Below are 24,706 nucleotides of genomic sequence, written 5' to 3' on the forward strand. Positions count from 1 at the left end.
CACACCACCCCTTAACACTTCCCGGGACTATCGAACATCCCGCGGGAAGCGGGGGACTACGGATACTTCACACTGAATACTAGAGCAGCGCCAAAGGGGGGATTTAAAACTGTTTTATCTAGATAAACGGGATCTAATTCCAGTAAGAAAAAAGCAATCAGAAACGGGAATAAGAAAGGGCTTTATTCATTCCAGAAAAATCATTTGCTCATAATCATGACTCGGCGGTCAATGCACCCAAAAAAACTGTGCGGCAAGATGTTATCATCCCGACAAATAACAACATCCAGCCCATGGAGCGAGCATGCCAGCAGACCAGAAGACCGGTAAAACCGGCCTAACTCTTACCCTCCTTTTCAGCGTATTTCTGACAGCCTGCGCGGCAACGACTCCAGTTTATGTTGCCGAACTGAGCACAAGGGAATTTGCCCGCCACGAAGATCTGAAAGGCAAGCTGATTGATGCCATTATCGATGAAGAAGGCGATATGCTGACCCTGTCAGTTCGGGCTGTTGCCAAGGGAAAGTCCAGTGAGGCGGAACAGTTTTATCTTCAGGGTTATAACACCCCCGGCTTCAGCGACAACATCAAGGCTCTGACCCTCCATCAAATCGCCATGATCTACAAAAGCAGTTATAACGTTGACAGGGATTACGAGAAGTCTCTGAGTTACCTGAACCGCATTGTCGAGGAATTCCCCAACAGTCGGGGTGCTGACTTTGCCCGCCCGCAGATTGAGAAGGTAAAAGCCCTTCAGAACAACCCAATTAAGATGACACCAGCTGAAAAACTCCAAGAGTGGGAAAGGACTGCTGTCGACCTAAGAAAGGAATATGAAAAGCTGGATCAGGATATGAATCCACTATCTCGCCGAGCTGTTGTTAAAAAGCGAATTCCTGATGCTCTGGAACTTTACACCATTGTTTATAACGAAGCGGCCATGCCTGATGATTTTCGCGCTGCCGCTCTCTACCAGAAAGCGCTTATTTTGCTGAACCAGAAAGAAGTCAGCGGTAACGATCGTCACACTGCCCTGCTTCTTCTGCGCCAGATCACCCAGGAGTTCCCGGAATCCCGCTATCACAGCGGTGCCGAGAAGCACCTGAATGATCTGTTAAACCGTGCCAGAAACAGCCTGACCAATAGTTAATGGTTTGAAGCGGGTCAGGAGTACAGTACCTTGACCCGCTCTTTTCCATAACGATCCCGAAGTAACTGCACCAGCTCATCACCCGGGCTTATGCCCCAGTCATCACCCAGCTGAATCCGCCCTTTGGCATCATCTTTTTCAAACTGAATAACCACTGGAGTACCGCCAGCATGGTCGGACAACAGCTTCTGCAATGAAGCGACAAAATTGCCGGAGCAGTCCGCCTCATCCATCCCCACTTCCAGCTCTTTCACATACTGACTGCGAGCTTCAACCAAACTCATGACTTTGCGAGCATTTGCTTTAATAGAACCGGAGTAATCATCAAAGCTGACCTCTCCCTCCACAACCACCAAAGTATCTTTCACCAACAGGTGTTGATGCTTGGCAAAAGTATCGGAGAAGACGGAAACCTCAATCCGGCCACTGCGATCATCCAGAGTCAGGAAACCCATCTTGTCACCACGCTTGTTTTTCATAACCCGCATGTTGACGATCAAACCGGCAATATTGATATTGTCTCGGGACGGTTGGAGATCACAGACCCGGTTACGGACGAAGTGACGAATCTCTTTTTCGTATTCATCAATCGGGTGTCCGGTCAGGTAAAGGCCAAGAGTATCTTTCTCACCACGCAGCCGTTCTTTATCCGGCCACTCACGAGCGCCCATATATTTTTCATAGGCATTTTCGTCTTCAGCAGGTGCGAGGCCGCCAAACAGATCGCCAAGACCACCCGCCGCGCTGCGAGCTGACTGGTCCGCAGCCTTTACCGCCTCTTCCATGGAAGAGTCGAGAATCGCCCGATTTATATTGAGATTCTTAAGCTCCGGACAAGGCCCAAGATTGTCAAAGGCACCGGAACGAATCAGAGCTTCAAGACAACGTTTATTCACTTTCTTGCTGTCTATTCGCTGGCAGAAATCAAACAGGTCTTTAAATTTCCCACTATCTTTCCGGGCTGCAACAATCGCTTCAATCGGACCTTCACCAACACCTTTGATGGCACCAAGTCCGTAAACGATATGACCATCACGGTTTACATCGAAGAGATAATCACCACTGTTCACATCCGGAGGCAGAACCTCCAGTTTCATATTCCGACACTCTTCGATAAAGGTCACCACCTTATCGGTGTTCTGCATATCCGACGACATAACCGCCGCCATAAATTCAGCCGGGAAGTGTTTCTTCAGCCATAGGGTTTGATAGGAGACCAGAGCATAGGCAGCAGAGTGTGATTTGTTAAAACCATAACCGGCGAACTTCTCCACCAGGTCAAAGATCTTCATGGCCAGCTCGCCATCAATACCTTGCGCAACAGCCCCCGCTTCAAATCCGGCCCGCTGCTTGGCCATCTCCTCAGGCTTTTTCTTACCCATAGCCCGGCGCAGCATATCCGCTCCACCAAGCGTGTAACCAGCCAGAACCTGGGCAATCTGCATAACCTGCTCCTGATACAGGATAATGCCGTAGGTAGGTTCCAGAATCGGTTGCAGCCATTCATGCTGCCACTGCACATCGGGATAGGAAATCTTTTCCCGACCATGCTTCCGGTTAATAAAGTTATCCACCATGCCGGACTGCAATGGGCCGGGGCGGAACAGTGCCACAAGGGCGATAATATCTTCGAAACAGTCGGGCTGAAGACGCTTGATCAGGTCTTTCATACCACGGGATTCCAGCTGGAAAACAGCAGTTGTTTCTGCAGCCTTCAGCAGATCATAGGAAACCGGGTCTTCCAGGTCGATCTGCATAATATCGACCGGCTCTTTCCCCTCACGCGCAAGACGTGGGTTAATCATTTTCAGAGCCCAATCGATAATGGTCAGGGTTCTCAGCCCCAGGAAGTCAAACTTCACCAGACCCGCAGTTTCTACATCGTTCTTATCATATTGGGTCACCAACCCCTGTCCGCTTTCGTCACAGTACAACGGTGCGAAATCCGTCAGCTTGGTTGGCGCGATAACCACACCACCAGCGTGCTTACCAACGTTTCGAGTTATACCCTCAAGCTTGAGAGCCATATCCCAGACTTCCCGGGCATCTTCATCATTCTCAAGAAATTCCCGCAGGCTTTCTTCCTGATCAAAAGCCTTGTTAAGTGTCATGCCCACTTCGAAAGGAATCAGCTTGGAAAGCTTGTCAGCCATGCCGTAAGACTTGCCCTGTACACGAGCAACGTCTTTTACAACACCCTTGGCCGCCATGGTACCGAAGGTAATAATCTGGGAAACCGCATTACGGCCGTAAGTTTCGGCCACATAATCGATAACCCTATCCCGGCCATCCATACAGAAGTCGACGTCAAAATCGGGCATGGATACCCGCTCTGGATTCAGGAATCGCTCGAACAGCAGATCATACTGCAACGGATCAAGGTCAGTAATCTTCTGGGCATAAGCCACAAGAGATCCAGCACCGGAACCACGACCCGGCCCTACCGGAACGCCGTTATCCTTACCCCACTGGATAAAGTCCATCACGATCAGGAAGTAACCAGGGAATCCCATCTGCAAGATAATATCCAGCTCAAAGTTCAAGCGGTCGTAATAAACCTTGCGGCGCTCTTCATAATCGCCTGCATTAGGGTCGAGAATAAATTTGAGGCGTTCTTCCAGACCTTCAGCGGAAAATTCACGGAAATACTGATCCATGGTTTTCCCTTCTGGTACAGGGAAGTCCGGCAGATAGTAGGTACCCAGTGGTACATCAGCACTGCATCGGCGAGCAATTTCTATGGTATTGGCAATAGCTTCAGGAATATCTGAAAACAATTCGTGCATTTCATCGGCTGTTTTCAGGTATTGCTGGTCGGAATAATTTTTTGGACGACGGGGATCGTCCAGCGTGCGACTCTCACCAATACAGACCCGCGCCTCGTGAGCTTCAAAGTCCTCTCGAGACAGGAACATTACATCATTGGTGGCCACCACCGGCACATCCATGCGAATTGCCAGATCGACAGCCGCATGGAGGTATTCTTCTTCACCCGGGCGTTCTGTACGCTGAAGCTCTAAATAGAAGCGATCACCAAAGGCCTGTAACCACTGCTCCATTAAATCGTTAGCCTGCTCAGGATGGCTCCCCAAAAGAGCCTGACCAATTTCGCCGCGCCGCCCACCAGACAGTGCGATCAAACCCTGGTTGCGCTCCAGAATCCACCCACGCTTGAGAACGGATTTCCCCTGATGCTGGTTTTTCTGAAAGCCTTCTGATACCAGCTCCAACAGGTTTTTATAACCCTCAGTATTCATGCACAGCAGAACCAGCTGGGTTGGTGGTTCTTCCGGAACAACATTCTCAACCCAGACATCACAACCACACAGCGGCTTGATACCACTACCCTGTGCTCCCTGATAGAAACGAACCAGTGAACACATATTTGCCTGGTCGGTCATGGCTATGGCTGGCATTCCCATATCGGCCACGGTTTTAATCAGAGGCTTTATGCGCACAAGGCTGTCGATCAGTGAAAATTCACTGTGGACACGCAGGTGAACAAACTGGGAAGGGTGGGCTGACATTGAGGTCTCGAGATGATTAACAGGTAATCGGTCAATCATACCAGCAGAGATTGTTTTTGCGTATGGGAGAAAGAGAGGAAGCTAGCGCAGTGTCTGGATCAGGGTTCCAGACACTCACGCACAGGCTTGAAAGAACGACGATGGATTGGGGTAACACCGAGGGTTTTCAGTGCTTCCATATGGGCTTTGGTGGGGTAACCTTTATGACCCGCAATCCCATAACCAGGATACCGCTTGTCCAGTTCAACCATTTCCCGGTCGCGTACCACTTTTGCGATAATGGAAGCAGCAGAAATTTCCGCTATGCGACCATCACCTTTTACCTCGGCACGGGCAGGGCAGCCAAAGTCAGGAGTACGGTTACCATCAACCAAAACCAGGGTAGGTTTAACAGAAAGACCGGCCACCGCACGCTGCATGGCAACCATAGTAGCCTGAAGAATATTCAGCCGATCAATCTCTTCGACCTCACAACGCCCAACAGCCCAGGAAAGGGCTTTCTCCCGAATTTCATCAAAAAGCACATCACGCTTTTTTTCACTGAGCTTTTTTGAGTCATTCAAACCGGCTATCGGACGTTCAGGGTCAAGTATTACAGCTGCAGTGACCACTGCTCCGCACAGCGGACCACGGCCCACTTCATCCACCCCTGCAATAATGTCTTCCGGTCCTGAGTCCTGACAAAACTCAAGCCCAGTCTGAACCCATTCACTCATGAACAGTTGTCTCCGGCTCGCTGGTTTTCTGAACAGAAGAAGAGAGTTTATCAACAACATCCATAACAGCATCAGCTGCACGGCTGCTAGCATCCTGCTTCAGTGTATTGTGAATGCGGTGGTATTCTGCGATCAGGCTACGACACTTCTCTTTATCCTCAATCCACTTAAGCGTGGCGCTAGCCAAAGCTTCCGGAGTGGCATCATCCTGCAGCAGTTCAGGAATAATTTCCCGTCCAGCTAACAGATTGGGAAGAGATACATGCTCAACAGTGACCAGTCGTTTCATAATGGCAAAAGTCAGGGCATTAACCCGGTAACTGATCACCATCGGCTTTTTATGCAGCAAACCTTCTAGCGCAGCTGTGCCCGATGCCATCAGCAACACATTCGCTGCCGACATCACCTCATGGGATTTGCCATCAACCAGCTTAACGGGAAGTTTACCTCCCTGTTCCTCCAGAAAACCTTCAATTTGCGACCTACGTTGTGTACTGGCACAGGGGATCACAAACTTCAGCTCCGGCCGGGTAGCCAGCATTAGCTTGATGGTTTCCAGAAACAGTGGCGCAAGCCTTTTCACTTCACCAGAGCGACTACCAGGCAAAACCCCGACAAGGATCTCATCAGAGCTATAGCCCAGCACTTTACGGGCTTCAGCATCGTCCTCTTCCAGAGGAATCTGATCAGCCAGTGGATGTCCGATAAAAGTAGCTGGTACACCGTGCTTGTCATATACCTCTGTTTCAAAAGGCAGCAGACACAACATATGGTCAACAGATTCACGGATTTTCAAAACCCGCTTCTGCCGCCAGGCCCAGATAGAAGGGCTTACATAGTGAACGGTAGCAATACCGGCATCACGAAGCTTACGCTCGAGGGGCAGGTTAAAATCGGGAGCATCAATACCAATAAACACCGCCGGAGGATTGGCGATAAAGTTTTCCCGAAGGTTTCTTCGAATCCCCAGCAGCTCTTTCAAACGACCAAGCACTTCTACCAACCCCATAACCGACAGCCGATCCATCGGATAAAGGCTTTTAAAGCCTTCGGCAATCATCAAAGGGCCACCAATACCGACAAATCGGGCATCAGGGCAGCGCTGCTTGAGCGCCTTAATCAATCCCGCACCAAGAATATCGCCGGAAGCCTCTCCGGCCACAATAGCGAACGTTCGGGGTGCAGTTACATTAACAGGCGCTTCAGGCATACAGTCTTTCGGCATAAAAGCTTTTGGTTAGAACCTTTGAGGCAAGAATCAACGCACAATTCCACGGGTTGATGATTCCAGGCTATCAATCAGAATTCTGATTTCAGGAGCCTTATCAACCATGCCTTGCAGAACTTCAAGCGCCTGACTCAGCTTCAGGTTCTGGCGATAGATAGCCTTGTAGGCATGACGCAGAGTACGAATAGTTTCATCATTCCAACCACGGCGACGCATACCTTCAAAGTTCATACCGTGAGGAGCAGCAGGATTGCCACTGGCCATAACATAGGCAGGAAGGTCTTTGAAAAGGCCGGTTTGGGCCGCAGTCATACTGCCCTGCCCGATTCGGCAGAACTGATGAACGGTAGTGAAACCACCAAGAATAACGTTGTCATCAACAATAACGTGGCCAGCCAGAGCCGTGTTATTGGCAAGAATACAGTTATCGCCAACTATGCAATCGTGGGCCACATGAACGTAAGCCATCAGCAGGTTATTGCTGCCAACTTTGGTCAGGCTGTTGTCCTGCACGGTTCCACGATGGAGGGTACAACCCTCGCGAATAATATTGTTGTCACCTATTTCAAGGCGAGTTGCTTCTCCATGGAATTTTTTATCCTGGCAATCTTCACCTACCGAGGAAAACTGGTAGATGGTGTTGTTCCGGCCAATGGTCGTTGGCCCTTTGATGACGACATGGGAGTGGATCTTCGTACCAGGCCCGATTTCTACATCTGGGCCAATAGTGGTGAACGGTCCTACCTCTACATCATCGGCCAACCGCGCGGATGGGTGGATAACGGCACGGGAGTCGATCAAGGTCAGATTTCCTTTTTCGCACAAGTAATAACAGCAGAACTGGCTATTCTACCATCAACAAGTGCCTGACAGGAAAATTTCCATATTCCTCTTTTCTCTGCCAGAAATTCTGCCGTTAATTGTAACTTATCTCCTGGTACGACAGTCTTTTTAAACCGCACATTATCCGCAGCAGCAAAGTAGTAAACCGAATTTTCGCCAGGCTGCTTGTTCGCCATTTTAAAACCCAGCAACCCTGCCGCCTGCGCCATGGCCTCAACAATAAGTACACCCGGCATAATGGGATGTCCGGGGAAATGGCCATCAAAAAAATTCTCATTGGCGGTCACATTCTTGTAACAGTCAATGGTGCTCTTCTCTAGGTCAACGCCAACCACCCTGTCAACAAGTAAAAATGGGTAACGCTGGGGCAGCAATTCCTGAATTTCTTCAATTCCCATGATCATAAAATCTCCTCCCTCACAGACTTTTCCCATATTCCACATAAAACAAAGCCGACTTAAGCCGGCTTTGTTTTAGCAGAAGGACGAAAGAAAGGTTATTCGGCTTTCTTTTCAAGAGCGCGAATTCGCTTAGCCATTTCGTCCAGCTGGCGGAAACGTACCGTATTTCGTCGCCAATCATTTACCGGCATAGTGCCAACACTACCCGATGACCAAACAGTGCCAGGTTCAGTAATGGACTTACTGATCATCGCCATTCCGGCCACATGCACACCATCAGCAATGTTCAGATGGCCTGCAATACCAACACCACCGGCAATGGTACAACCGCTACCAATCTTGGTGCTGCCAGAGATGCCTGTGCAGCCAGCAATAGCAGTGTTTCGGCCAATTTCTACGTTATGGGCAATCTGGATCAGGTTATCCAGCTTGACCCCATCGTGAATAATGGTGTTATCCAGTGCCCCACGATCAATTGTGGTATTGGCGCCGATTTCAACATCATCACCAATCACAACACCACCAAGCTGGGCTATTTTCACCCAGTTGCCACCTTCATTAGCGAAGCCAAAACCATCGGAGCCAATTACTGCGCCGTTATGGATTATAACCCTCTTACCAACAGTTACTCCGTGACAAAGGGTAACATTGGCCTTGAGAATCGTATCCTCACCAATGATGCAGTCACTACCAACAACAGTGTTGGCCAAGATTCGAGCACCAGCATCTACACGCACGCCAGATTCAATCACTGCACCCGGACCAATCCAAGCAGTCTCGGCAACCTCAGCTGTTTTATCCACAAATGCAGTTGCATGAACACCCACCTGCTCACCATCACCCCGCTCAAACAGACGGCTGACTCTGGCAAAGCCAAGGTAAGGGTTTTTCATCACAAGAGCATTGCCAGCAAAGCCTTCGGCTATTTCAGGAGACAACAACACAGCTGCCGCCTTGGTTCCTGCCAGGTACTTTTCATAAGCAGGATTGGCAAGAAAAGATAAGGTGCCGGGAACTGAGTCCTGAAGTGTAGAGATACCACTGACAACGCAGCTGGCATCCCCCTTCACCTCAACCTGTAAAAATTCGGCCAGCTCCGCCAGCGAGTACTGCTTTACAGACTTCATCACTATTCGCTTCTGTTACTTGGCCTTGGCCAGGGCGTTCAGCTTTTCGATAACCTTGCTGGTGATATCCAGACCAGGCTTGGAATAGCGCACAGTGGCTTCTTCAACAATTACGTCATAGCCGCCAGCTTCAGCAACAGCGGAGATAGCCTGCTCCAGCTTAGGGCGAATACGGTCCAGTTCAGCCTGATCAGCCTGGGCTTTTTCCTGCTGCAAGGAACGCGCCTGATACTGGAAATCTTCCTGCTTACGACGCAGTTCCAGCTGCACCTTGGAACGCTCAGCTTCGCTCATGGTTGCGCCATCACGCTCAAGCTTGGAAGCCATTTCACGGTAGTCCGCTTCCACTTTCTGCAGGTTTTTTACCTGAGTGCTGAACTTTTCTTCGGAAACCTTGGCATAAGCCTTGGCCGGGCTGGATTCAAGAAGGGCTTTTTGGGAATTCACAACTGCAATGCCACCAGCTTGAGCCAGAGGGGCAGCCAGAACAACAGCCATGGCGATATATTTCAGACTACGCAAGCCTTTTACTCCTGCATTCACTCTATGGATACTCCATTTTACCATTACCGCGGACTTTTACCGCCCGGGCATCTTTTGTACGTAACTTTGATAAACAACAGGGGCAAGGCTAACGCCTTACCCCTGCTATGTCATCCTTAAACACCCTCTCGAACATCCGATAACGGAATCAGGTGTTTAGAATGGAGTGCCCAGAGAGAACTGGAACACTTGGGATTCATCCTCATCCTCTTCCTTCAGGGCTCTCGCCAGACTGAAGGTCAGCGGCCCCATTGGAGTAATCCACGTTAAGCCAACACCCACACTGTAACGCATATCGGTGAAAGACGGCTTGTAACAGTTCTTCACATTATCCTGGCCGGTAGAGGTCTTGCTGTTACTACAGTCAGTATCAAACACGTTACCAACATCAAAGAACACAGACGTTCTCAACTGGCGCTGGTCTTTGATAAAGGGCAGCGGGAACAATACTTCAACCGAGTTTTCGACAATCACGTTACCACCGATTGGATCGTAATCCCCATCAGTCTGACGGGTTCTTGGACCCAGCGTGTTGTCTTTGTAACCCCTGATAGAACCGAAGCCACCACCATAGAAGTTTTCAAAGAACGGCAGCTCTGAAGTACTGCCGTAGGCGCCACCATAGCCCAAACGAGTCGCCAGGCGCAGGGTCAGATTCTTAGTCAGAGGTCTGAAGTACTGGCCACGGTAGTTCAGCTTATAGAATGTCAGGTCACTACCAGGCACCGTCACATCTGCAGAAACACTCTGCGACCAGCCTCGGGTTGGCAGAAGGCCATTATTCAATGTGGACTGGTACAAACCGAGATTGGCCTTGAAGTTATTAAAGGTATCACCTTCCCGTCTGAGGAATTCTTTTACCTCAACAGCGGGATCAGAACCTTCCTTCAGTTGATTATTCTCAACACCCGCACCAAACCGAACACTGGTGATTTCAGAGATTGGGTAACCAAACGTCACATCAGCACCCATGGTGTCAACGTTGTAATTGGTTACATCGCTGTCATCATCATAATTCGTTTCACTGTAGTAGAGGCTGTAGCCACGGCTCACACCATCAACAGTGAAGTACGGATCATTGAATGAGAAACTGTACAGTTTACGGGTATCACTGGTGTTTGCAGACAAGGACACCCGGTTACCAGAACCGAGGAAGTTATCCTGACTGATTGAACCACCAATGATCAGACCATCAGACTGGGAAAAACCAAGACTGGCGGTAATAGAACCAGAAGGCTGCTCTTCAACGGTGTAGTTCACATCCACCAGATCACTGGTACCAGGTACTGGCGTAGTTTCTACGTCAACCTGCTTGAAATATCCCAGACGACCTAGACGAGCCTTGGACTGGTCAATCTTAGCGGTATTCGCAGACGCACCTTCCATCTGGCGCATTTCACGGCGCAGCACTTCATCTTCAGTTTTCAGGTTACCGCTGAAATTAATCCGACGCACATAAGCTCTGCGACCCGGCTCAACGAAAAAAGTGATATCTACAGTGTTATCTTCATGATTCGGAGTAGGAATGCCCGCCACGTTCGCAAAGGTATAACCTTCGTTACCGAGTCTGCGACTAATTAGCTCTTCCGTTGTCGTCATTAATTGACGTGAGAAGGTCTGTTCCGGCTTGACCAGCAACAGTACTTCTACTTCGCTGCGTTCAACCGCGAGGTCACCGGCGAGTTTCACGTCATTAACCGTATACTTCTCCCCTTCATCAATGTTTACAGTAATGTAAACACCTTCTTTGTCAGGGGTGATGGAAACTTGGGTAGAGACGATATTGAAGTTGATATAACCGCGGTCAAGATAGTAGGAGCGCAGCCTCTCAATATCACCGGAAAGCTTTTCCCGGGAGTACTTGTCGTCACTGGAATACCAGGACAACCAGTTAGATGTTTTCAGCTCGAACAGGTCAACAAGGTCCTGAGTTTCAAAAACACTGGCACCGACAATGTTGACATCTTTGATGGTTGAAACCTTACCTTCCCGAACCTTAATGGTGATCGCCACCCGGTTCCGGGGAAGTGGTTTTACTTCGGCTTCAATGCGAGCGCCATAACGCCCCTGGGCAACATACTGTCGCTCCAGCTCCATCCGAATAGCTTCCAGTGTAGCTTGCTGGAAAATTTCGCCTTCTGCCAAGCCAGACTGCTTCAGCCCGTTGAGAAGGTCTTCTGATTTAATCGCCTTGTTGCCTTCGATCTCGATCTTGTTAATCGAGGGTCTCTCTACCATGGTGACAACCAGCACATCGCCATCACGGCCCAGCTGGATATCCTGAAAGTAACCGGTGCGGAACAGGGCCTTTGCAGAATCTGCAATAGACTGGCTGTCGACATCGTCACCAATGGCTATAGGCAAAATATTAAATACGGTACCCGCAGACACCCTCTGCAGGCCGTCAAGACGGATATCGTTTACTACAAAAGCACTGGCCTGTCCGGCGAGCATGCTTCCGGCGACGAGCGGCAGTAATAATCGCTTCATGGAATCCGTTCTTCCAGATAATGGTCTCTTATCCCCCGGAAGGGTCACAGTCGACTCAGGTCGTTAAAAATGGCAACAAACATAACACCGAGTATCAGCGCCAGGCCAATTCGCATGCCGAACATCTGCGCCTTCTCCGACAAAGGCTTCCCTCTGATCAGTTCTACAAAATGATACAGAAGATGACCACCGTCGAGTACCGGCACCGGCAGCAAATTTATAACACCAAGACTTACACTTAACATGGCAAGAAAACCAAGAAAGCTTTCAAAGCCTGATTTAATGGAAGCCCCAGCAGCACGAGCAATAGTGATTGGCCCACTCAGGTTACTGACTGACACCAACCCCGTTATCATCTTGCGGAGCGAGTCCACCATTAAGAATGATAACGATGCTGTTTCTTCGGCAGCTACCCCCAGTGCAGCAACCGGACCAAAGCGAATCTCCCGAATGTGATCTTCAGGCCACGTAAACGGGCTTGATCCTGCACCAATGTAACCAATTTTTGTGCCATCGGCTAATGATTTTTCCCCGGGAATCAGATCAATAGTAATACGCTGACCGTTTCTTTCCACTGTCACATCAAGAGGTTTTCCCGGATTGCTGCGAATCTCACTCACCCAGTCTTCCCAGTTGTTAACTGTAACCCCGCTCATTGCAATAACCTTGTCCCCTTTCTGCAAGCCAGCACGCTCGGCAGCAAAGTCAGGTACTATCTGACCAATAACGGCAGGAACATCAGGAGACCAGGGCACGATGCCCAGCCCACGAACCGGGCTTGGCTGCTCATCGCCCACCAACCAGTTTTTTACCGCAACATCTTTTATTTCCGGAGTAGAGGCTGGAGAAGAGAAAGGGTGAACTTCAAGAGAAATGGTTTTGGTTTCCCCAATAGACTGCAACAAAGCCATGTTGACATCATTCCAGCTACTGGTTGCACGGCCATCTACAGCGGTAATTTCTGAGTCAGTAACCAGGCCAGCCTTTTCGGCAGGAGATCCCGGCAAAACATCGCCAACAATCGGAATAACAGCTCTTACTCCGACCATATACATAACCCAGAGCGCGACAATCGCCAGCAAAAAATTTGCAATCGGGCCAGCGGCAACAACGGCAATACGAGCCAAAACAGGCTTACTGTTAAATGACATGTGCCGTTCATGCTCGGGAACCGGATCTTCCCGCTCATCCAGCATTTTTACATAACCGCCAAGGGGGATCATGGCGATCACATATTCAGTGCCCTGCTTATCACGCCAGCGGAACAACGGGCGACCAAACCCCACACTGAAGCGTATAACTTTGATACCACAACGGCGGGCAACCCAGAAATGGCCATACTCGTGAATACTCACAAGTATTCCCAGTGTAAGAATAAAAGCAATAATTGTCTGGATTGAATCCATGCAGAGGAAATCTCTTCGGTATCGACCAGCGAGTCAGAAAAACAAATAATAATTGTTAATGCTCGCACAGAGAACGCAGAACTGGCAAACCAGATTAGGAATATTTTCCAATCTCCTGCCTATACTCTCCCCCCACCAGAACACCACTGCGCATAAGAGCCTCTCACCAACGTGTCAAACTTCACACCAGCAGTGCCCCCAGAAATAAGGGAAAACACAAAAAACCTTTCCAGCGAGAAGCCATACAACGCATGGCGAAGCCACGAATCCCTGAAGGTTGCTATAACGGCAGCGGTTTGCCTGCTTATCATCCTGAACTTTCAAATTGACGAAGGGTTTATGGCCTTGCTGGTCATTACAGTTATCCCCGCAGTCTTTCCCTTCGATATAAACACGATGACACTGAAACGACTGGCAGGAGCTACTGCCGGCACAGTACTGGGGCTTCTTTTCCTCTCCTTTGAAGAACCGGTCATTTTCACCCTGTTATCTGGAAGTGGAATCCTCTTCTTCGCCTGGCTTCATACAAGTGCCCGCATACACTACGCACCACTTATGGCAATGATAACTTTGTCAGCAATTTACCAGATGGCTTTTACTGCTCCCCATAAATCTCTGACCTTTGGCATTCACTGGACTTTACTAATAATCCTTGGCTCAATCATTCTCTGGCTGATTTATTCCCTCATACCCTCCAAGAAGACCGGGCTACCAGCCAAAGCATCTAAGAACAACTATCCAATCCAACACCTGGCGTCACTTGAGCTCTACAAAGCTGCAAGAATTACGGTGATTCTACTTTTGACAATTCAGCTTTCTATACAGCTTGATTGGAAGGGAGGATTTCAGGCTATGATTGCCGCTGCGGTAACAGCCATACAGCCCAGCCCCGAGATGGTTGCCCAAAGAATTGGCCAGCGACTTGTCGGATTGTTAGCAGGGTCTGCCATAGCTATTGCAATAACATTCCTGCTTACGAAAGTGACAAGTCCAACCCTACTTATCATTTATTATTGCTCAGCCATATATGCAGCGCACTACCTAAGCCTTGGCAGCGAACGTATTAGCTATGGAGCCTTACAGGCGGGTGTCGCCCTTACACTTGTATTGTCTTATAACACCGAAACAAACATGAATCAGCTCATTATGTCTGAGCGCATTATCGGCCTGTTTGAGGGTTTTAGCGTAGCAGTTACCATTCTCATGCTATTCCCTATTCCGTCCACCTCCAAAACTAAGAAATACGCTCACCCGGTACCGGATTAAAACCACAACTACTGGAGAAAGACGTTAACGGTCATGACAATACCACAGCGCTATGCAGCCTTTATTGTTACCGGAATCACTCTGGCAACCGCTTTTATCCTGACGACCAATCGCTATACACCCAACACTGACTTCGCCACACTGCAGGCCTACACCATTCCCATATCCAGCCTTATCGCAGGCAATCTCACCAAGGTCACCGTAGAAGACAACCAGAAAGTACAGAGGGGAGAACTACTGTTTGGTATTGACCCTGAACCCATATCTATCAACCTCACCCAAACAACCCAGGAATACCAAGTCGCACTGTCTCACTACCAGGAGCTCAATACTCTTTTTTATAAAAAAAACATCAGCAGAGATGAACTACTTCAGGCCAGTCAATCTCTCTACCTCAGCGCCCGAAAATTAGCCGAAGCCCGCTACCAGAAAAAGCATGTACTTACACTCGCCCCAATCGACGGCTACGTAACAAATCTTGAAGCCCGCCCTGGACAGTACGCAAAACCAGGGCAGCGCATACTCAGCCTGATAGACAACACCAACTGGTGGATCTATGCCAATATCAAAGAGAATAATTTAATGCGTATAGCACCCGGCCAGGACGCTCTGGTCAGCCTTAATTCATGCCCTGGCACAATCATTAATGGGCGAGTTGCAACCATAGCCAGAGGAGTAGACAGTGGAGATACCGGCCCCAGCGGGCTTGCCCATATCGAGAGGACAAGCAACTGGATACGGCTGGCACAACGCTTTCCAATTCGCATAGAATTTGACCGAACAGAATTACCAGATACCTGCTCTCTGCATAACGGCACCACCACCATCGTAACTATAATTACTGCAGATAATCACCTGACACGGGCAATAGCAAAGACCATCCAGTATTTGCGCACTTATCTGCAATTCATTTACTAGCTCTATCGCAAACCTTTTTCGACCAGAATCTGCTCTATAAGCAGAGGGTAGTCGCCAATAATGCCGTCAGCGCCCATATCCAGCATCCGCTCGATATCCTTGCGCTCATTCACGGTCCAGACATGCACTTTCACGCCCTTACCCTGGAAGAATTCAATAAATGGCTCTGAAGCAATAGCCATAGGCATCTGGATAGCCCGGTACTCAGGCTTGATTGTTTTCCCTGCTCCAAAAAACCATGCAAACATAGCTTTAGCCACTTCACCGGTATAAGAACTGGTTGGAATCTGCCCTTCAGTCAGATGACGAAACTCTTTCATGGGCTTTTTCTTGCTACTGGCAACAACAATACGATCTTCAATCTGCAAGCGCGCAATCTCACTTGCCATAAGCTGCGCCACCAGTTTGTTATCTGGCTTCATCTCGACATTCAGGCGCTGATCAGGATAGCGCTGAGCAACATCTGCAAGAGTTAAAAACTGCAACCCGGCATTTCGCCACGGATAACTGCTCCCGCCATCCAGTGTAAATGCATAACCGGCATCCAACTGTTTAACTTCAGCCAAAGTCATATCCGAGATTTTCTTCTTCACACCCGCCGTTGCTTCAGCCGTTTCATCATGGTGAACAACCAACTGATTATCGGAAGTGACCTGAACATCCATTTCCAGAATATCGGCGCCCCGACTCAACGCTTCATCAAAAGCTACCGTAGTCGCCTGAGGAAACAACCCAGACGCTCCGCGATGAGCCATATTATGCGGGCACGGGCAATCAAAGGAGGTCGTCTGCGCGTTTACAGATGTAAAAGCCAATACAAAAGGGAGAAGAAATATTGTTTTTATAAGCACTTTCATTGTTATGAACCTGTGTTGTTATTCTTGGAATTCATAAACTTACTAGCTGTTTATGTAGTATTTATGTCGACTTTATGAAATCTACGCAAGGATCAAAGTAAAATGAGGCTTTGCACTTTTTTGAACGACAGGAGCTGACAGGTGTCCGCAGACAGAAACTTTGACACTCTGGCAGAACGCTTTGAGCGGCAGATTTACGGTACAGACAAAGGCCGCATTCGCACGTCTCTTATACGAGAAGATCTTGAGAAAAATATTCCCTGGCTTGCTGATACCAGTAACGATTCCAAACATCTTATAGACGCTGGCGGCGGCACCGGCTTATTTGTTGCAGAGCTGACAAAAGAGACAAACCACAAAGTGACACTCTGCGATATCTCCCGCGAGATGCTGAATCGTGCTGAAATTAACTTTCAGGATTTAAGTCCAAACACAAACCCGACCATTCACCACACGCCAATCCAGAACCTTCCGGAGAAGGTTAACGAACCCGGTGACCTTGTGTTGTTTCATGCTGTGATCGAATGGTTGGAACACCCTGAACAGGTGCTGAGCATTCTTGCCAAAACAGTCAAACCCGGCGGCTGGTTTTCGGTACTGTTTTACAACAAGAGAGCTCTAATCTGGCGCCACCTGATGATGGGAAACTTTGTTTATACCAACAACCCCGGTGCTCGCCTAAAAGGCAATGGAAAAACCCTGACACCAGACAATCCACAAAACCCAGAAGATGTTGAAAGCTGGCTGCAAAGAGAAGGAATGGAGATTAAAGCCCGAACAGGTATTCGCAGTATTTACGACAATATGCGCCCCCACGACCTAAAACGCAGTTCATTCGAAGATATTCTGGAAGCGGAGAGTATTTATGGCAGGCAGGAACCGTACATGAATATGGCAAGATATATTCATTACCTTTGCCAAAAGCCTCTTTAACGCTTAAAAAAACAGGGGTGTTGGGTTACGCCACTTCGTGGCTAACCCAACCTACACAGATCTAGCACGCTTCAGCGACAATTACTACCCTCAGGGGCGCAGGAAGACCTTCTACAGTTTTGCGAGGGTCTTCCGGGTCGAGGAAGTCTTTAAGAGAGTTGAAACCCATCCACTCAGTTGACCGCTGCTCATCCGTTGTCGTGCGATTCATATCCACAACCCGGGCATTACGGAACCCTGCACGACGCAACCACAGCAATAAAGTATCAGGGCTTGGCAGGAACCAGACATTACGCATCATGGCATAGCGATCCTCCGGCATCAGAACCTCCCCCAGAACACCATCAATCACCAGCGTTTCGAGAACAAGCTCACCACCGGCGCGAAGGGCACCATGAAGCTCCTGCAAATGCTCAATGGGAGATTTACGGTGATAAAGTACCCCCATGGAAAATACTGTATCAAAGGCCTTCAGCTTTGGCGGAACCTCCTCCATCTTCAGCGGCAGAAGATGCACCGGCTTTTCACGGCCTACATACTTTTTAACCGCTTCAAACTGCATCAGAAACAAACGTGACGGATCAACGCCAATCACCCGTTCAGCACCCTCGCCCAGCATGCGCCACATGTGATAACCAGAACCACAGCCAACATCCAGCACCTGCCGCCCAGCCAGTGGAGCGATAAATTCCTGCAAGCGATCCCATTTCCAGTCAGAGCGCCACTCGGTATCAATGTATTCACCAAAGAGATCGAATGGACCTTTGCGCCAGGGACACAACCCCTTTAGAGCAGCATGCAGAGCTTCTCTAGCATCTGTAGAAACAGCCTCATCAGAGTGAACGGTAATAGCATTGCGATTCAGGTCGATCTGATCAACAGTTAACGTCGGCAGCCCATCCAGAGCCCCTTGCCAGCGCAACATGTCACCATGGGGCGTGTTAACCAGAACCTCATGAAGTTGATCTCGCAGAGTATCCAGCCAAGGCTCAAGGCGTGTGCCAAGCATGGCTTGAAACAGGTCGTCGTAAAGAGCGGCAATCATACTATTGTCTATACCCATAGCCGTTTATCGCACAGCCAGAAGAGAACAGAAGTTAAAGCCCTGATACCAGGGAACCACATGCGCAAAGCCAGCTTCCAGAAGTCGTTCTTTATGATCAGACAGAGATTCCGGCACCAGCACATTTTCCAGCGCGGTACGCTTCTGGCTGATCTCCAGTTCCGAATAACCATTGGCGCGCTTGTAGTCGTAATACAGGGTATCAAGGATAGTCTGATGCTGATCAGGGAAAGCGAGTTTTTCGGAAAGAACCAGCACGCCTCCGGGATTCAACCCATCACGAATATTCTTCAGCAACGGCAGCCGATCCTCAACGGGAATAAACTGTAGAGTGAAGTTAAGAGCCGCCATGGATGCATTCTCAATGGCGATATCCCGAACATCTCCGCAAATCACTTCAACAGGTGTTTCCCCATCATCATCCCGAATAATTTTTTCACAGCGATTGGTCATAGCCTCAGAGTTATCAACGGCCACAATCCGGCAGTCGTCACAGGCAGTACCATGACGCATGGCTATAGCAGTAGCCCCCAGAGAACTGCCTAGATCGTATAACCGCGTACCCTTTCGAGCGTAGCGCCCAGCAATCAGGCCAATCATGGAAACCACCATGCTGTAGCCTGGCACCGAGCGCTGAATCATATCTGGGAAAACCCGGGCCACAGCCTCATCAAACTTAAATGCAGCCACGCTCTGTTGCTGCTCGGCAAATACACGATCTCTGCTGTTCATATCAGGCAGTCTGGAATTCTTTTAACTGGAAAAAGTGAAACACGAAGACAGGATAAGCACCAGAACCACAGGCTGCAGAAAACTGCAGCCTGTGGGGGCTTGTTTAGCTGGCCAACAGCCAGAAAACGGAAAATACAGGGACAGCCGCTGTCAGGCTGTCGATACGGTCAAGGATGCCTCCATGGCCTGGCAATAGCTGGCTGCTGTCTTTAATGCCACGCTCACGCTTGAACATACTTTCAAGAAGGTCCCCCAGCACAGATACCAGGCCAACTGCCCAGGTTACCGCAAGCAACGCCAAGGTCTGGAACATATCCAGTTCACGGTACCAGCTCACCCCAAGGGCAACCAGAGTAATCAGAAGCATACCGCCCATAACACCTTCCCAGGTTTTCCCAGGACTCAGGTGAGGAGCCAGTTTTCTTTTACCAAAGGCTTTACCAGAGAAGTAGGCACCAACATCAGCACCCCACACCAGAACGAACACATAAAGAATCAAAGCGTTGCCCTGCTGCTCAAATTCTGGAACACCCTGCCCTTTCAGGAATACAAGGCCGCGCCAGGCTGGAATCAATACTACCCAGCCAATAATCAAGCGAATAACACGCATCTTCCAGGCTGAGCTGGAATCCGGGTAACTGATCACCAGCATCAATGCTGTTAACCACCACACCAACCCTGCCCCCAGAAGGAAGCTGGCTGGCATACTGTAAAAACCAATCAGCGCCGAGCCGGTTAATAGCGCATAGAGAATGCGCTGCCACTGGGCAGAAAAGCCAGAAAGGTTAGCCCACTCCCAGGCGCCCAGAGTAATAACAGCACCGATAAAAATCGCAAACCATTGCGTGGGAAGCAAAAACACTCCACCTAAAGCAATAGGCAAAAGTGCCAGGCCAGTAATAATTCTTTGTTTTAACATAGTAATTCCGTGTTAAACCACCGCCTCAGCTTCTATCTGCTCACTGGTTTTCCCAAACCGACGCTGACGCTGGCTATAGCTCAGCAAAGCACGGCGGAATTCATCCTGAGTAAAATCAGGCCAGAGAACATCCGTAAAGTAGAACTCCGAGTAAGCACACTGCCACAACAGGAAATTACTAATGCGGTGTTCACCACTGGTTCGGATAAGAAGATCCGGAGAAGGAATTTCACCGGTAGAGAGATTCTTTTCAATAAGTTCGGGAGAGATATCTTCAGGAGCAAGGGCACCCCGCTGAACCTGAGTAGCCAGTTTACGGGCCGACTCAACAATATCCCATTGTCCGCCATAACTTGCAGCTATAACCAGAGTCACTTTGTAATCTTCGGCCGTCTGAATTTCAGCCTGGCGAATATGATTCTGGATAGTGGAGCTGAACTGGCTGATGTCGCCAATCACTTTCAAGCGAATTTTATGGCGTCGCAAGCGTTTCACTTCCCGCTTGAGAGCGTGAAGAAACAATTCCATTAAGCCACGGACTTCATCCCGTGGACGGTTCCAGTTTTCACTGGAGAAGGCAAACAGGGTCAGAACCTCTACACCATACTCACCACAGGCCTCAACAACCTGTCGTACAGCTTCAACACCTGCACGGTGACCACTAAGCCCCCGCTTCCCATTTTTTTTTGCCCAGCGGTTATTGCCATCCATAATAATGGCCACATGGCGCGGAACCACATCCGGAAGGTTTTCGCTTCCCTCCTGAACGCCAATAACCTGTTTCATGTCGCCGGACTTATCGCCAGCAGATGCTTGGGTCATATTATCTACACGTCACTAACATGTGCCGATACCGGGCAAACCAGTTCTAGCTTACCCGGCTCTGGCGCCAGCCGATACCGCCGCACCGACTGGCCCAATGTGAAGCAGAATCAGATTTCCATCAGATCCTTTTCTTTAGCTTCCAGAGTCTTTTCAACCTCTGCGATAAAGCGATCAGTGATTTTCTGAACATCGTCCTGACCACGACGCTCTTCGTCTTCACTGATTTCCTTCTCTTTTTCCAGCTCTTTCAAATCAGCGATAGCATCACGGCGAATGTTACGGATAGCTACGCGGGCCTGTTCCGCTTCCTGACGCGCCTGACGGGTGTAACCTTTACGGGTTTCTTCGGTCAGCATGGGCAGAGGAACACGGATAACTTCACCAGCAGTAGAGGGGTTCAGACCCAGATCAGAGGTCAGAATGGCTTTTTCTACGTCAGGAACCATGTTGCGTTCCCAAACACGGATAGCCAAAGTACGGGCATCTTCCGCGCTGATGTTAGCAACCTGACTCAGAGGGGTGTCAGAACCGTAATAGCTAACCTTAACACCTTCCAACAGGCTAGGATGCGCACGGCCAGTACGAATCTTGGCAAAGGCATGATGCAGAGCTTCAATGCTCTTGCCCATGCGTGTTTCGGCATCAGATTTGATTTCGTTGATCATTGTTCACTCCCGAAGCAATCGTACAGGGCGTTGCCGCCCTGCCACATAAAAATCATTAACTGCCGGTCAAACCCCGGAACATTTCCTATGGGGTAACCAGGGTACCTTCTTCACCACCAACCACAACGTTCAGTAGCGCTCCAGGCTTGTTCATATTGAAAACACGAACGGGCATCTGATGATCCCGTACCAGGCAGATAGCTGTCAGGTCCATAACCCCCAGCTTACGATCAAGAACTTCGTCGTAGCTTAGCTCGTCGTACTTAACGGCATCAGGGTTCTTAACCGGATCACTGTCGTAAATGCCATCTACCTTGGTGGCTTTCATAACAACATCCACCTCTACTTCAATGCCCCGCAGGCAGGCCGCAGAATCCGTTGTAAAAAACGGATTACCGGTACCGGCAGAGAAGATAACTACGTCACCGGAGTTGAGGTAGCGCACCGCACGTCGGCGGTCATAATGCTCTACTACACCACTCATGGGAATAGCAGACATTACACGAGTATTTATATTGGAACGCTCAAGGGCATCACGCAGCGCCAGGGCATTCATCACTGTTGCCAGCATACCCATATGGTCACCAGTTACCCGATCCATACCTGCATCCTGCAGAGCAGCCCCGCGGAACAGGTTACCGCCACCAACAACCAGGCCAACCTGAACACCGATACCAACCAGCTGGCCGATTTCAAGAGCCATACGATCCAGAACTTTGGGATCAATACCAAAGTCCTCATCACCCATCAGGGCTTCCCCACTGAGTTTCAGAAGAATACGGTGATATTTAGGCTGGCGATCAGTTGCGGGCATCATCAGTTCCTGCGGTTATTTATTACCGGCCGAAAAGAAAAGGCGGGTAACAACAGATGGAAGATATACAGGCAGTCGGATGGAAACTTTTAACATCCAAATTCCCAGTCGACTGACTCATAGCGGACTACAAATAATCACAAAAGCAAACCTGCACATTGTGACCTTTCTACCAGAGAGATTCTACAGGCTACAACACCAAACCAGACAAACGCGTCAAAATCAAATACCAGACACGCAACAGGGTGATGATTTTCATCACCACCCTGTTTAAACAGCCTGCAAAACTCTCCGAGGAGAATTCTTACTGACCAGAAGCAGCAGCGGCAACTTCAGCAGCGAAGTCCACTTCTTCCTTCTCGATGCCTTCACCAACTTCAAAACGGATGAAGTTCAGGATCTTGGCACCAGCATCTTTAGCCAGCTGACCAACTTTCACTTCAGGATTCTTAACGAACGCCTGCTCTACCAGACTGTTTTCAGCCAGGAACTTGTTGATACGACCGCCGATCATCTTCTCAACGATGTTTTCTGGCTTACCAGCCATGTCTGGCTGAGCCTTGATGATCTCTTTTTCTTTCTCAACGATTTCCGCAGGCATGTCTTCTTTGTTAACTACCTGAGGGTTAACCGCTGCAACGTGCATAGCAACGTCTTTAGCCAACTCTTCGTTACCGCCTTCCAGAGAAACCAGTACGGCAATACGCTTGTTACCGTGAACGTAAGAACCAGTTACGCCACCTTCCAGCTTAACGATGCGACGAACATCAACATTTTCACCGATTTTCTGAACCAGCGCCTGACGCTCAGTTTCCAGAGCTTCTTTCAGTGCAGCGATGTCAGTCAGGTTTTCAGCGTCAGCCTTGTTCAGGGCATTGTCAGCGAAAGCGATAAAACCGGCATCGCGGGCAACGAAATCAGTTTCGGAGTTGATTTCCAGCATCAGGGCAGCCTTGCCACCATCGATAACCTTGGAAACAACGATACCTTCTGCAGCGGTACGACCAGCCTTCTTGGCAGCCTTGGCCTGACCGGACTTACGCAGTTCTTCAATAGCCACTTCAACGTTACCGTCTACGGCAGCCAGAGCGCGCTTGCACTCCATCATGCCCAGACCGGTACGGTCACGCAGTTCTTTTACCAGAGCAGCGGAAATTGCCATCTCAGTATCCTCTTACCTGTCAGAAAACGAATTTCGCAACCCTGCGAAATCCGTATAAATTCTTTTGAAAAAAGGGGGCAAAGCCCCCTTTCTTTAATATGCAGAAAAACCATGCATACAGTTACGATACTGCACACATGGAATCATGCAAATCAGGCTTCTTCGCCAGACTCGTCAGCAGCAGGAGCTTCAGGAGCAGCAGCTTCAGGAGCTTCTTCAGCTTCAAACTCAACCTGCTGAGCAGCGCGCGCTTCCAGAACAGTGTTGGCAGCGCTTTCCAGGTACAGCTGGATGGCACGGATTGCGTCATCGTTACCTGGGATAATCATGTCAACGCCATCAGGGTTGCTGTTGGTATCAACGATACCGATAACAGGGATACCCAGCTTGTTAGCTTCCTGGATAGCGATCTTTTCGTGTTCTACGTCGATCACGAACAGAGCGTCAGGCAGACCACCCATGTCCTTGATACCACCCAGGGAACGATCCAGCTTTTCCAGCTGACGGGTACGCATCAGAGCTTCTTTCTTGGTCAACTTCTCGAAAGTACCATCTTCACGCTGAGTTTCCAGGTCACGCAGACGACGTACAGACTGACGGATAGTCTTGTAGTTGGTCAGCATGCCGCCCAACCAGCGGTGATCAACGTAAGGCATGCCACAACGCTGAGCTTGCTCACGTACGTGCTTGCTGGCAGCACGCTTGGTGCCAACAAACATGATCTTGTTCTTGCCTTCGGCCAGCTTCTGGATGAAGTCCAGAGCGCTGTTGAATGCAGGCAGAGTGTGCTCAAGGTTGATGATATGAATCTTGTTGCGAGCGCCAAAGATGAACTTGCCCATCTTTGGGTTCCAGTAACGAGTCTGGTGACCAAAGTGAACGCCGGCTTTCAGCATCTCGCGCATGGTAACGTGTGCCATGTCTCTAACTCCTAAAGGGGTTATGCCTCCATATATCCCATAACCCGACCCTCTATACCTGAACAGCAGTATCTGTTTATAAGACACTTGCAGATATGGGGCACCCCGGATTATGTGCCGATATATGTGCGATTTAGTAAAAATTTAAAGTTCTGCCACATGGAAACATGCAGCAGCGCGGCTTTATACCACAGAAAAAAA

Annotated in this window: 22 protein-coding genes; 4 read left to right on the forward strand and 18 right to left on the reverse strand. The window is 49.3% G+C overall.

The window, feature by feature from the left end:
• Window positions 1-304: 304 nt before the first annotated feature.
• Entirely contained in the window at window positions 305-1,150 is an 846-nt protein-coding gene (locus ACY2RR_RS14135; protein WP_490108800.1) for a tetratricopeptide repeat protein, read from the forward strand.
• 14 nt (window positions 1,151-1,164) lie between these two features.
• Here ACY2RR_RS14135 and dnaE read toward each other — a convergent pair whose 3' ends face one another.
• The 9 genes from dnaE to rseP form a co-directional block, all read right to left on the reverse strand.
• Complete coding sequence (gene dnaE / locus ACY2RR_RS14140; protein WP_490108801.1) at window positions 1,165-4,677, reverse strand: DNA polymerase III subunit alpha; 3,513 nt, start codon at window positions 4,675-4,677, stop codon at window positions 1,165-1,167.
• 98 nt (window positions 4,678-4,775) lie between these two features.
• Complete coding sequence (rnhB, locus tag ACY2RR_RS14145) at window positions 4,776-5,393, reverse strand: ribonuclease HII (RefSeq protein WP_490108802.1); 618 nt, start codon at window positions 5,391-5,393, stop codon at window positions 4,776-4,778.
• Entirely contained in the window at window positions 5,386-6,618 is a 1,233-nt protein-coding gene (gene lpxB, locus ACY2RR_RS14150; RefSeq protein ID WP_490108803.1) for a lipid-A-disaccharide synthase, read from the reverse strand. Before lpxB ends, rnhB begins: the two co-directional genes overlap by 8 nt.
• Window positions 6,619-6,651: 33 nt before the next feature.
• Entirely contained in the window at window positions 6,652-7,422 is a 771-nt protein-coding gene (gene lpxA, locus ACY2RR_RS14155; RefSeq protein WP_490108804.1) for an acyl-ACP--UDP-N-acetylglucosamine O-acyltransferase, read from the reverse strand.
• 2 nt (window positions 7,423-7,424) lie between these two features.
• Window positions 7,425-7,868 (reverse strand): 3-hydroxyacyl-ACP dehydratase FabZ, encoded by a 444-nt coding sequence (fabZ, locus tag ACY2RR_RS14160; RefSeq protein ID WP_490108805.1) that lies wholly within the window; start codon window positions 7,866-7,868, stop codon window positions 7,425-7,427.
• A gap of 92 nt (window positions 7,869-7,960) precedes the next feature.
• Window positions 7,961-8,992, reverse strand: a complete 1,032-nt coding sequence (gene lpxD / locus ACY2RR_RS14165) for a UDP-3-O-(3-hydroxymyristoyl)glucosamine N-acyltransferase (RefSeq protein ID WP_490109021.1) — start codon at window positions 8,990-8,992, stop codon at window positions 7,961-7,963.
• A gap of 15 nt (window positions 8,993-9,007) precedes the next feature.
• Entirely contained in the window at window positions 9,008-9,514 is a 507-nt protein-coding gene (locus ACY2RR_RS14170) for an OmpH/Skp family outer membrane protein (RefSeq protein ID WP_490108806.1), read from the reverse strand.
• A gap of 177 nt (window positions 9,515-9,691) precedes the next feature.
• Entirely contained in the window at window positions 9,692-12,025 is a 2,334-nt protein-coding gene (gene bamA, locus ACY2RR_RS14175) for an outer membrane protein assembly factor BamA (protein ID WP_490108807.1), read from the reverse strand.
• Between the two features lie 44 nt (window positions 12,026-12,069).
• Window positions 12,070-13,431 carry a sigma E protease regulator RseP gene (rseP, locus tag ACY2RR_RS14180; protein ID WP_490108808.1) on the reverse strand — a complete coding sequence of 454 codons (1,362 nt, stop codon included), beginning with the start codon at window positions 13,429-13,431 and terminating at the stop codon, window positions 12,070-12,072.
• 339 nt (window positions 13,432-13,770) lie between these two features.
• Between rseP and ACY2RR_RS14185 the strand changes: the two genes are divergently transcribed.
• Both ACY2RR_RS14185 and ACY2RR_RS14190 read left to right on the forward strand, forming a co-directional pair.
• Window positions 13,771-14,697 (forward strand): FUSC family protein, encoded by a 927-nt coding sequence (locus ACY2RR_RS14185; protein WP_490108809.1) that lies wholly within the window; start codon window positions 13,771-13,773, stop codon window positions 14,695-14,697.
• A gap of 33 nt (window positions 14,698-14,730) precedes the next feature.
• Window positions 14,731-15,615, forward strand: coding sequence for an HlyD family secretion protein (locus ACY2RR_RS14190; RefSeq protein ID WP_490108810.1), 885 nt, complete (start codon window positions 14,731-14,733; stop codon window positions 15,613-15,615).
• Between the two features lie 2 nt (window positions 15,616-15,617).
• On the opposite strand, the gene ACY2RR_RS14195 is transcribed toward ACY2RR_RS14190, so the two are convergent.
• Window positions 15,618-16,370: a glycerophosphodiester phosphodiesterase family protein gene (locus ACY2RR_RS14195; RefSeq protein WP_490108811.1), complete on the reverse strand. Its 753-nt coding sequence runs from the start codon at window positions 16,368-16,370 to the stop codon at window positions 15,618-15,620.
• Between the two features lie 243 nt (window positions 16,371-16,613).
• Here ACY2RR_RS14195 and ACY2RR_RS14200 point away from each other — a divergent pair, with 243 nt between their 5' ends.
• Window positions 16,614-17,405 (forward strand): methyltransferase, encoded by a 792-nt coding sequence (locus ACY2RR_RS14200; protein ID WP_490108812.1) that lies wholly within the window; start codon window positions 16,614-16,616, stop codon window positions 17,403-17,405.
• Window positions 17,406-17,466: 61 nt separating this feature from the next.
• Here the strand turns inward: ACY2RR_RS14200 and cmoB are convergent, their stop codons facing one another.
• The 8 genes from cmoB to rpsB form a co-directional block, all read right to left on the reverse strand.
• A complete protein-coding gene (cmoB, locus tag ACY2RR_RS14205) occupies window positions 17,467-18,450 on the reverse strand; it encodes a tRNA 5-methoxyuridine(34)/uridine 5-oxyacetic acid(34) synthase CmoB (RefSeq protein WP_490108813.1) in 984 nt (327 codons plus the stop codon).
• 24 nt (window positions 18,451-18,474) lie between these two features.
• On the reverse strand, window positions 18,475-19,200 hold the full coding sequence (gene cmoA / locus ACY2RR_RS14210) for a carboxy-S-adenosyl-L-methionine synthase CmoA (RefSeq protein WP_490108814.1): 726 nt from the start codon (window positions 19,198-19,200) through the stop codon (window positions 18,475-18,477).
• Window positions 19,201-19,303: 103 nt separating this feature from the next.
• Window positions 19,304-20,119: a phosphatidate cytidylyltransferase gene (locus tag ACY2RR_RS14215; RefSeq protein ID WP_490108815.1), complete on the reverse strand. Its 816-nt coding sequence runs from the start codon at window positions 20,117-20,119 to the stop codon at window positions 19,304-19,306.
• Window positions 20,120-20,131: 12 nt separating this feature from the next.
• A complete protein-coding gene (gene uppS / locus ACY2RR_RS14220; protein WP_490108816.1) occupies window positions 20,132-20,941 on the reverse strand; it encodes a polyprenyl diphosphate synthase in 810 nt (269 codons plus the stop codon).
• 110 nt (window positions 20,942-21,051) lie between these two features.
• Window positions 21,052-21,609 (reverse strand): ribosome recycling factor, encoded by a 558-nt coding sequence (gene frr / locus ACY2RR_RS14225; protein ID WP_490108817.1) that lies wholly within the window; start codon window positions 21,607-21,609, stop codon window positions 21,052-21,054.
• A gap of 85 nt (window positions 21,610-21,694) precedes the next feature.
• Window positions 21,695-22,426 carry a UMP kinase gene (gene pyrH, locus ACY2RR_RS14230; protein WP_490108818.1) on the reverse strand — a complete coding sequence of 244 codons (732 nt, stop codon included), beginning with the start codon at window positions 22,424-22,426 and terminating at the stop codon, window positions 21,695-21,697.
• A 301-nt stretch (window positions 22,427-22,727) separates the two neighbouring features.
• Window positions 22,728-23,585 (reverse strand): translation elongation factor Ts, encoded by an 858-nt coding sequence (tsf, locus tag ACY2RR_RS14235; protein WP_490108819.1) that lies wholly within the window; start codon window positions 23,583-23,585, stop codon window positions 22,728-22,730.
• A 152-nt stretch (window positions 23,586-23,737) separates the two neighbouring features.
• Window positions 23,738-24,505, reverse strand: a complete 768-nt coding sequence (gene rpsB, locus ACY2RR_RS14240) for a 30S ribosomal protein S2 (RefSeq protein WP_490108820.1) — start codon at window positions 24,503-24,505, stop codon at window positions 23,738-23,740.
• Window positions 24,506-24,706: the final 201 nt, after the last annotated feature.

The sequence above is a fragment of the Parendozoicomonas sp. 2304DJ65-17 genome (assembly GCF_058148445.1).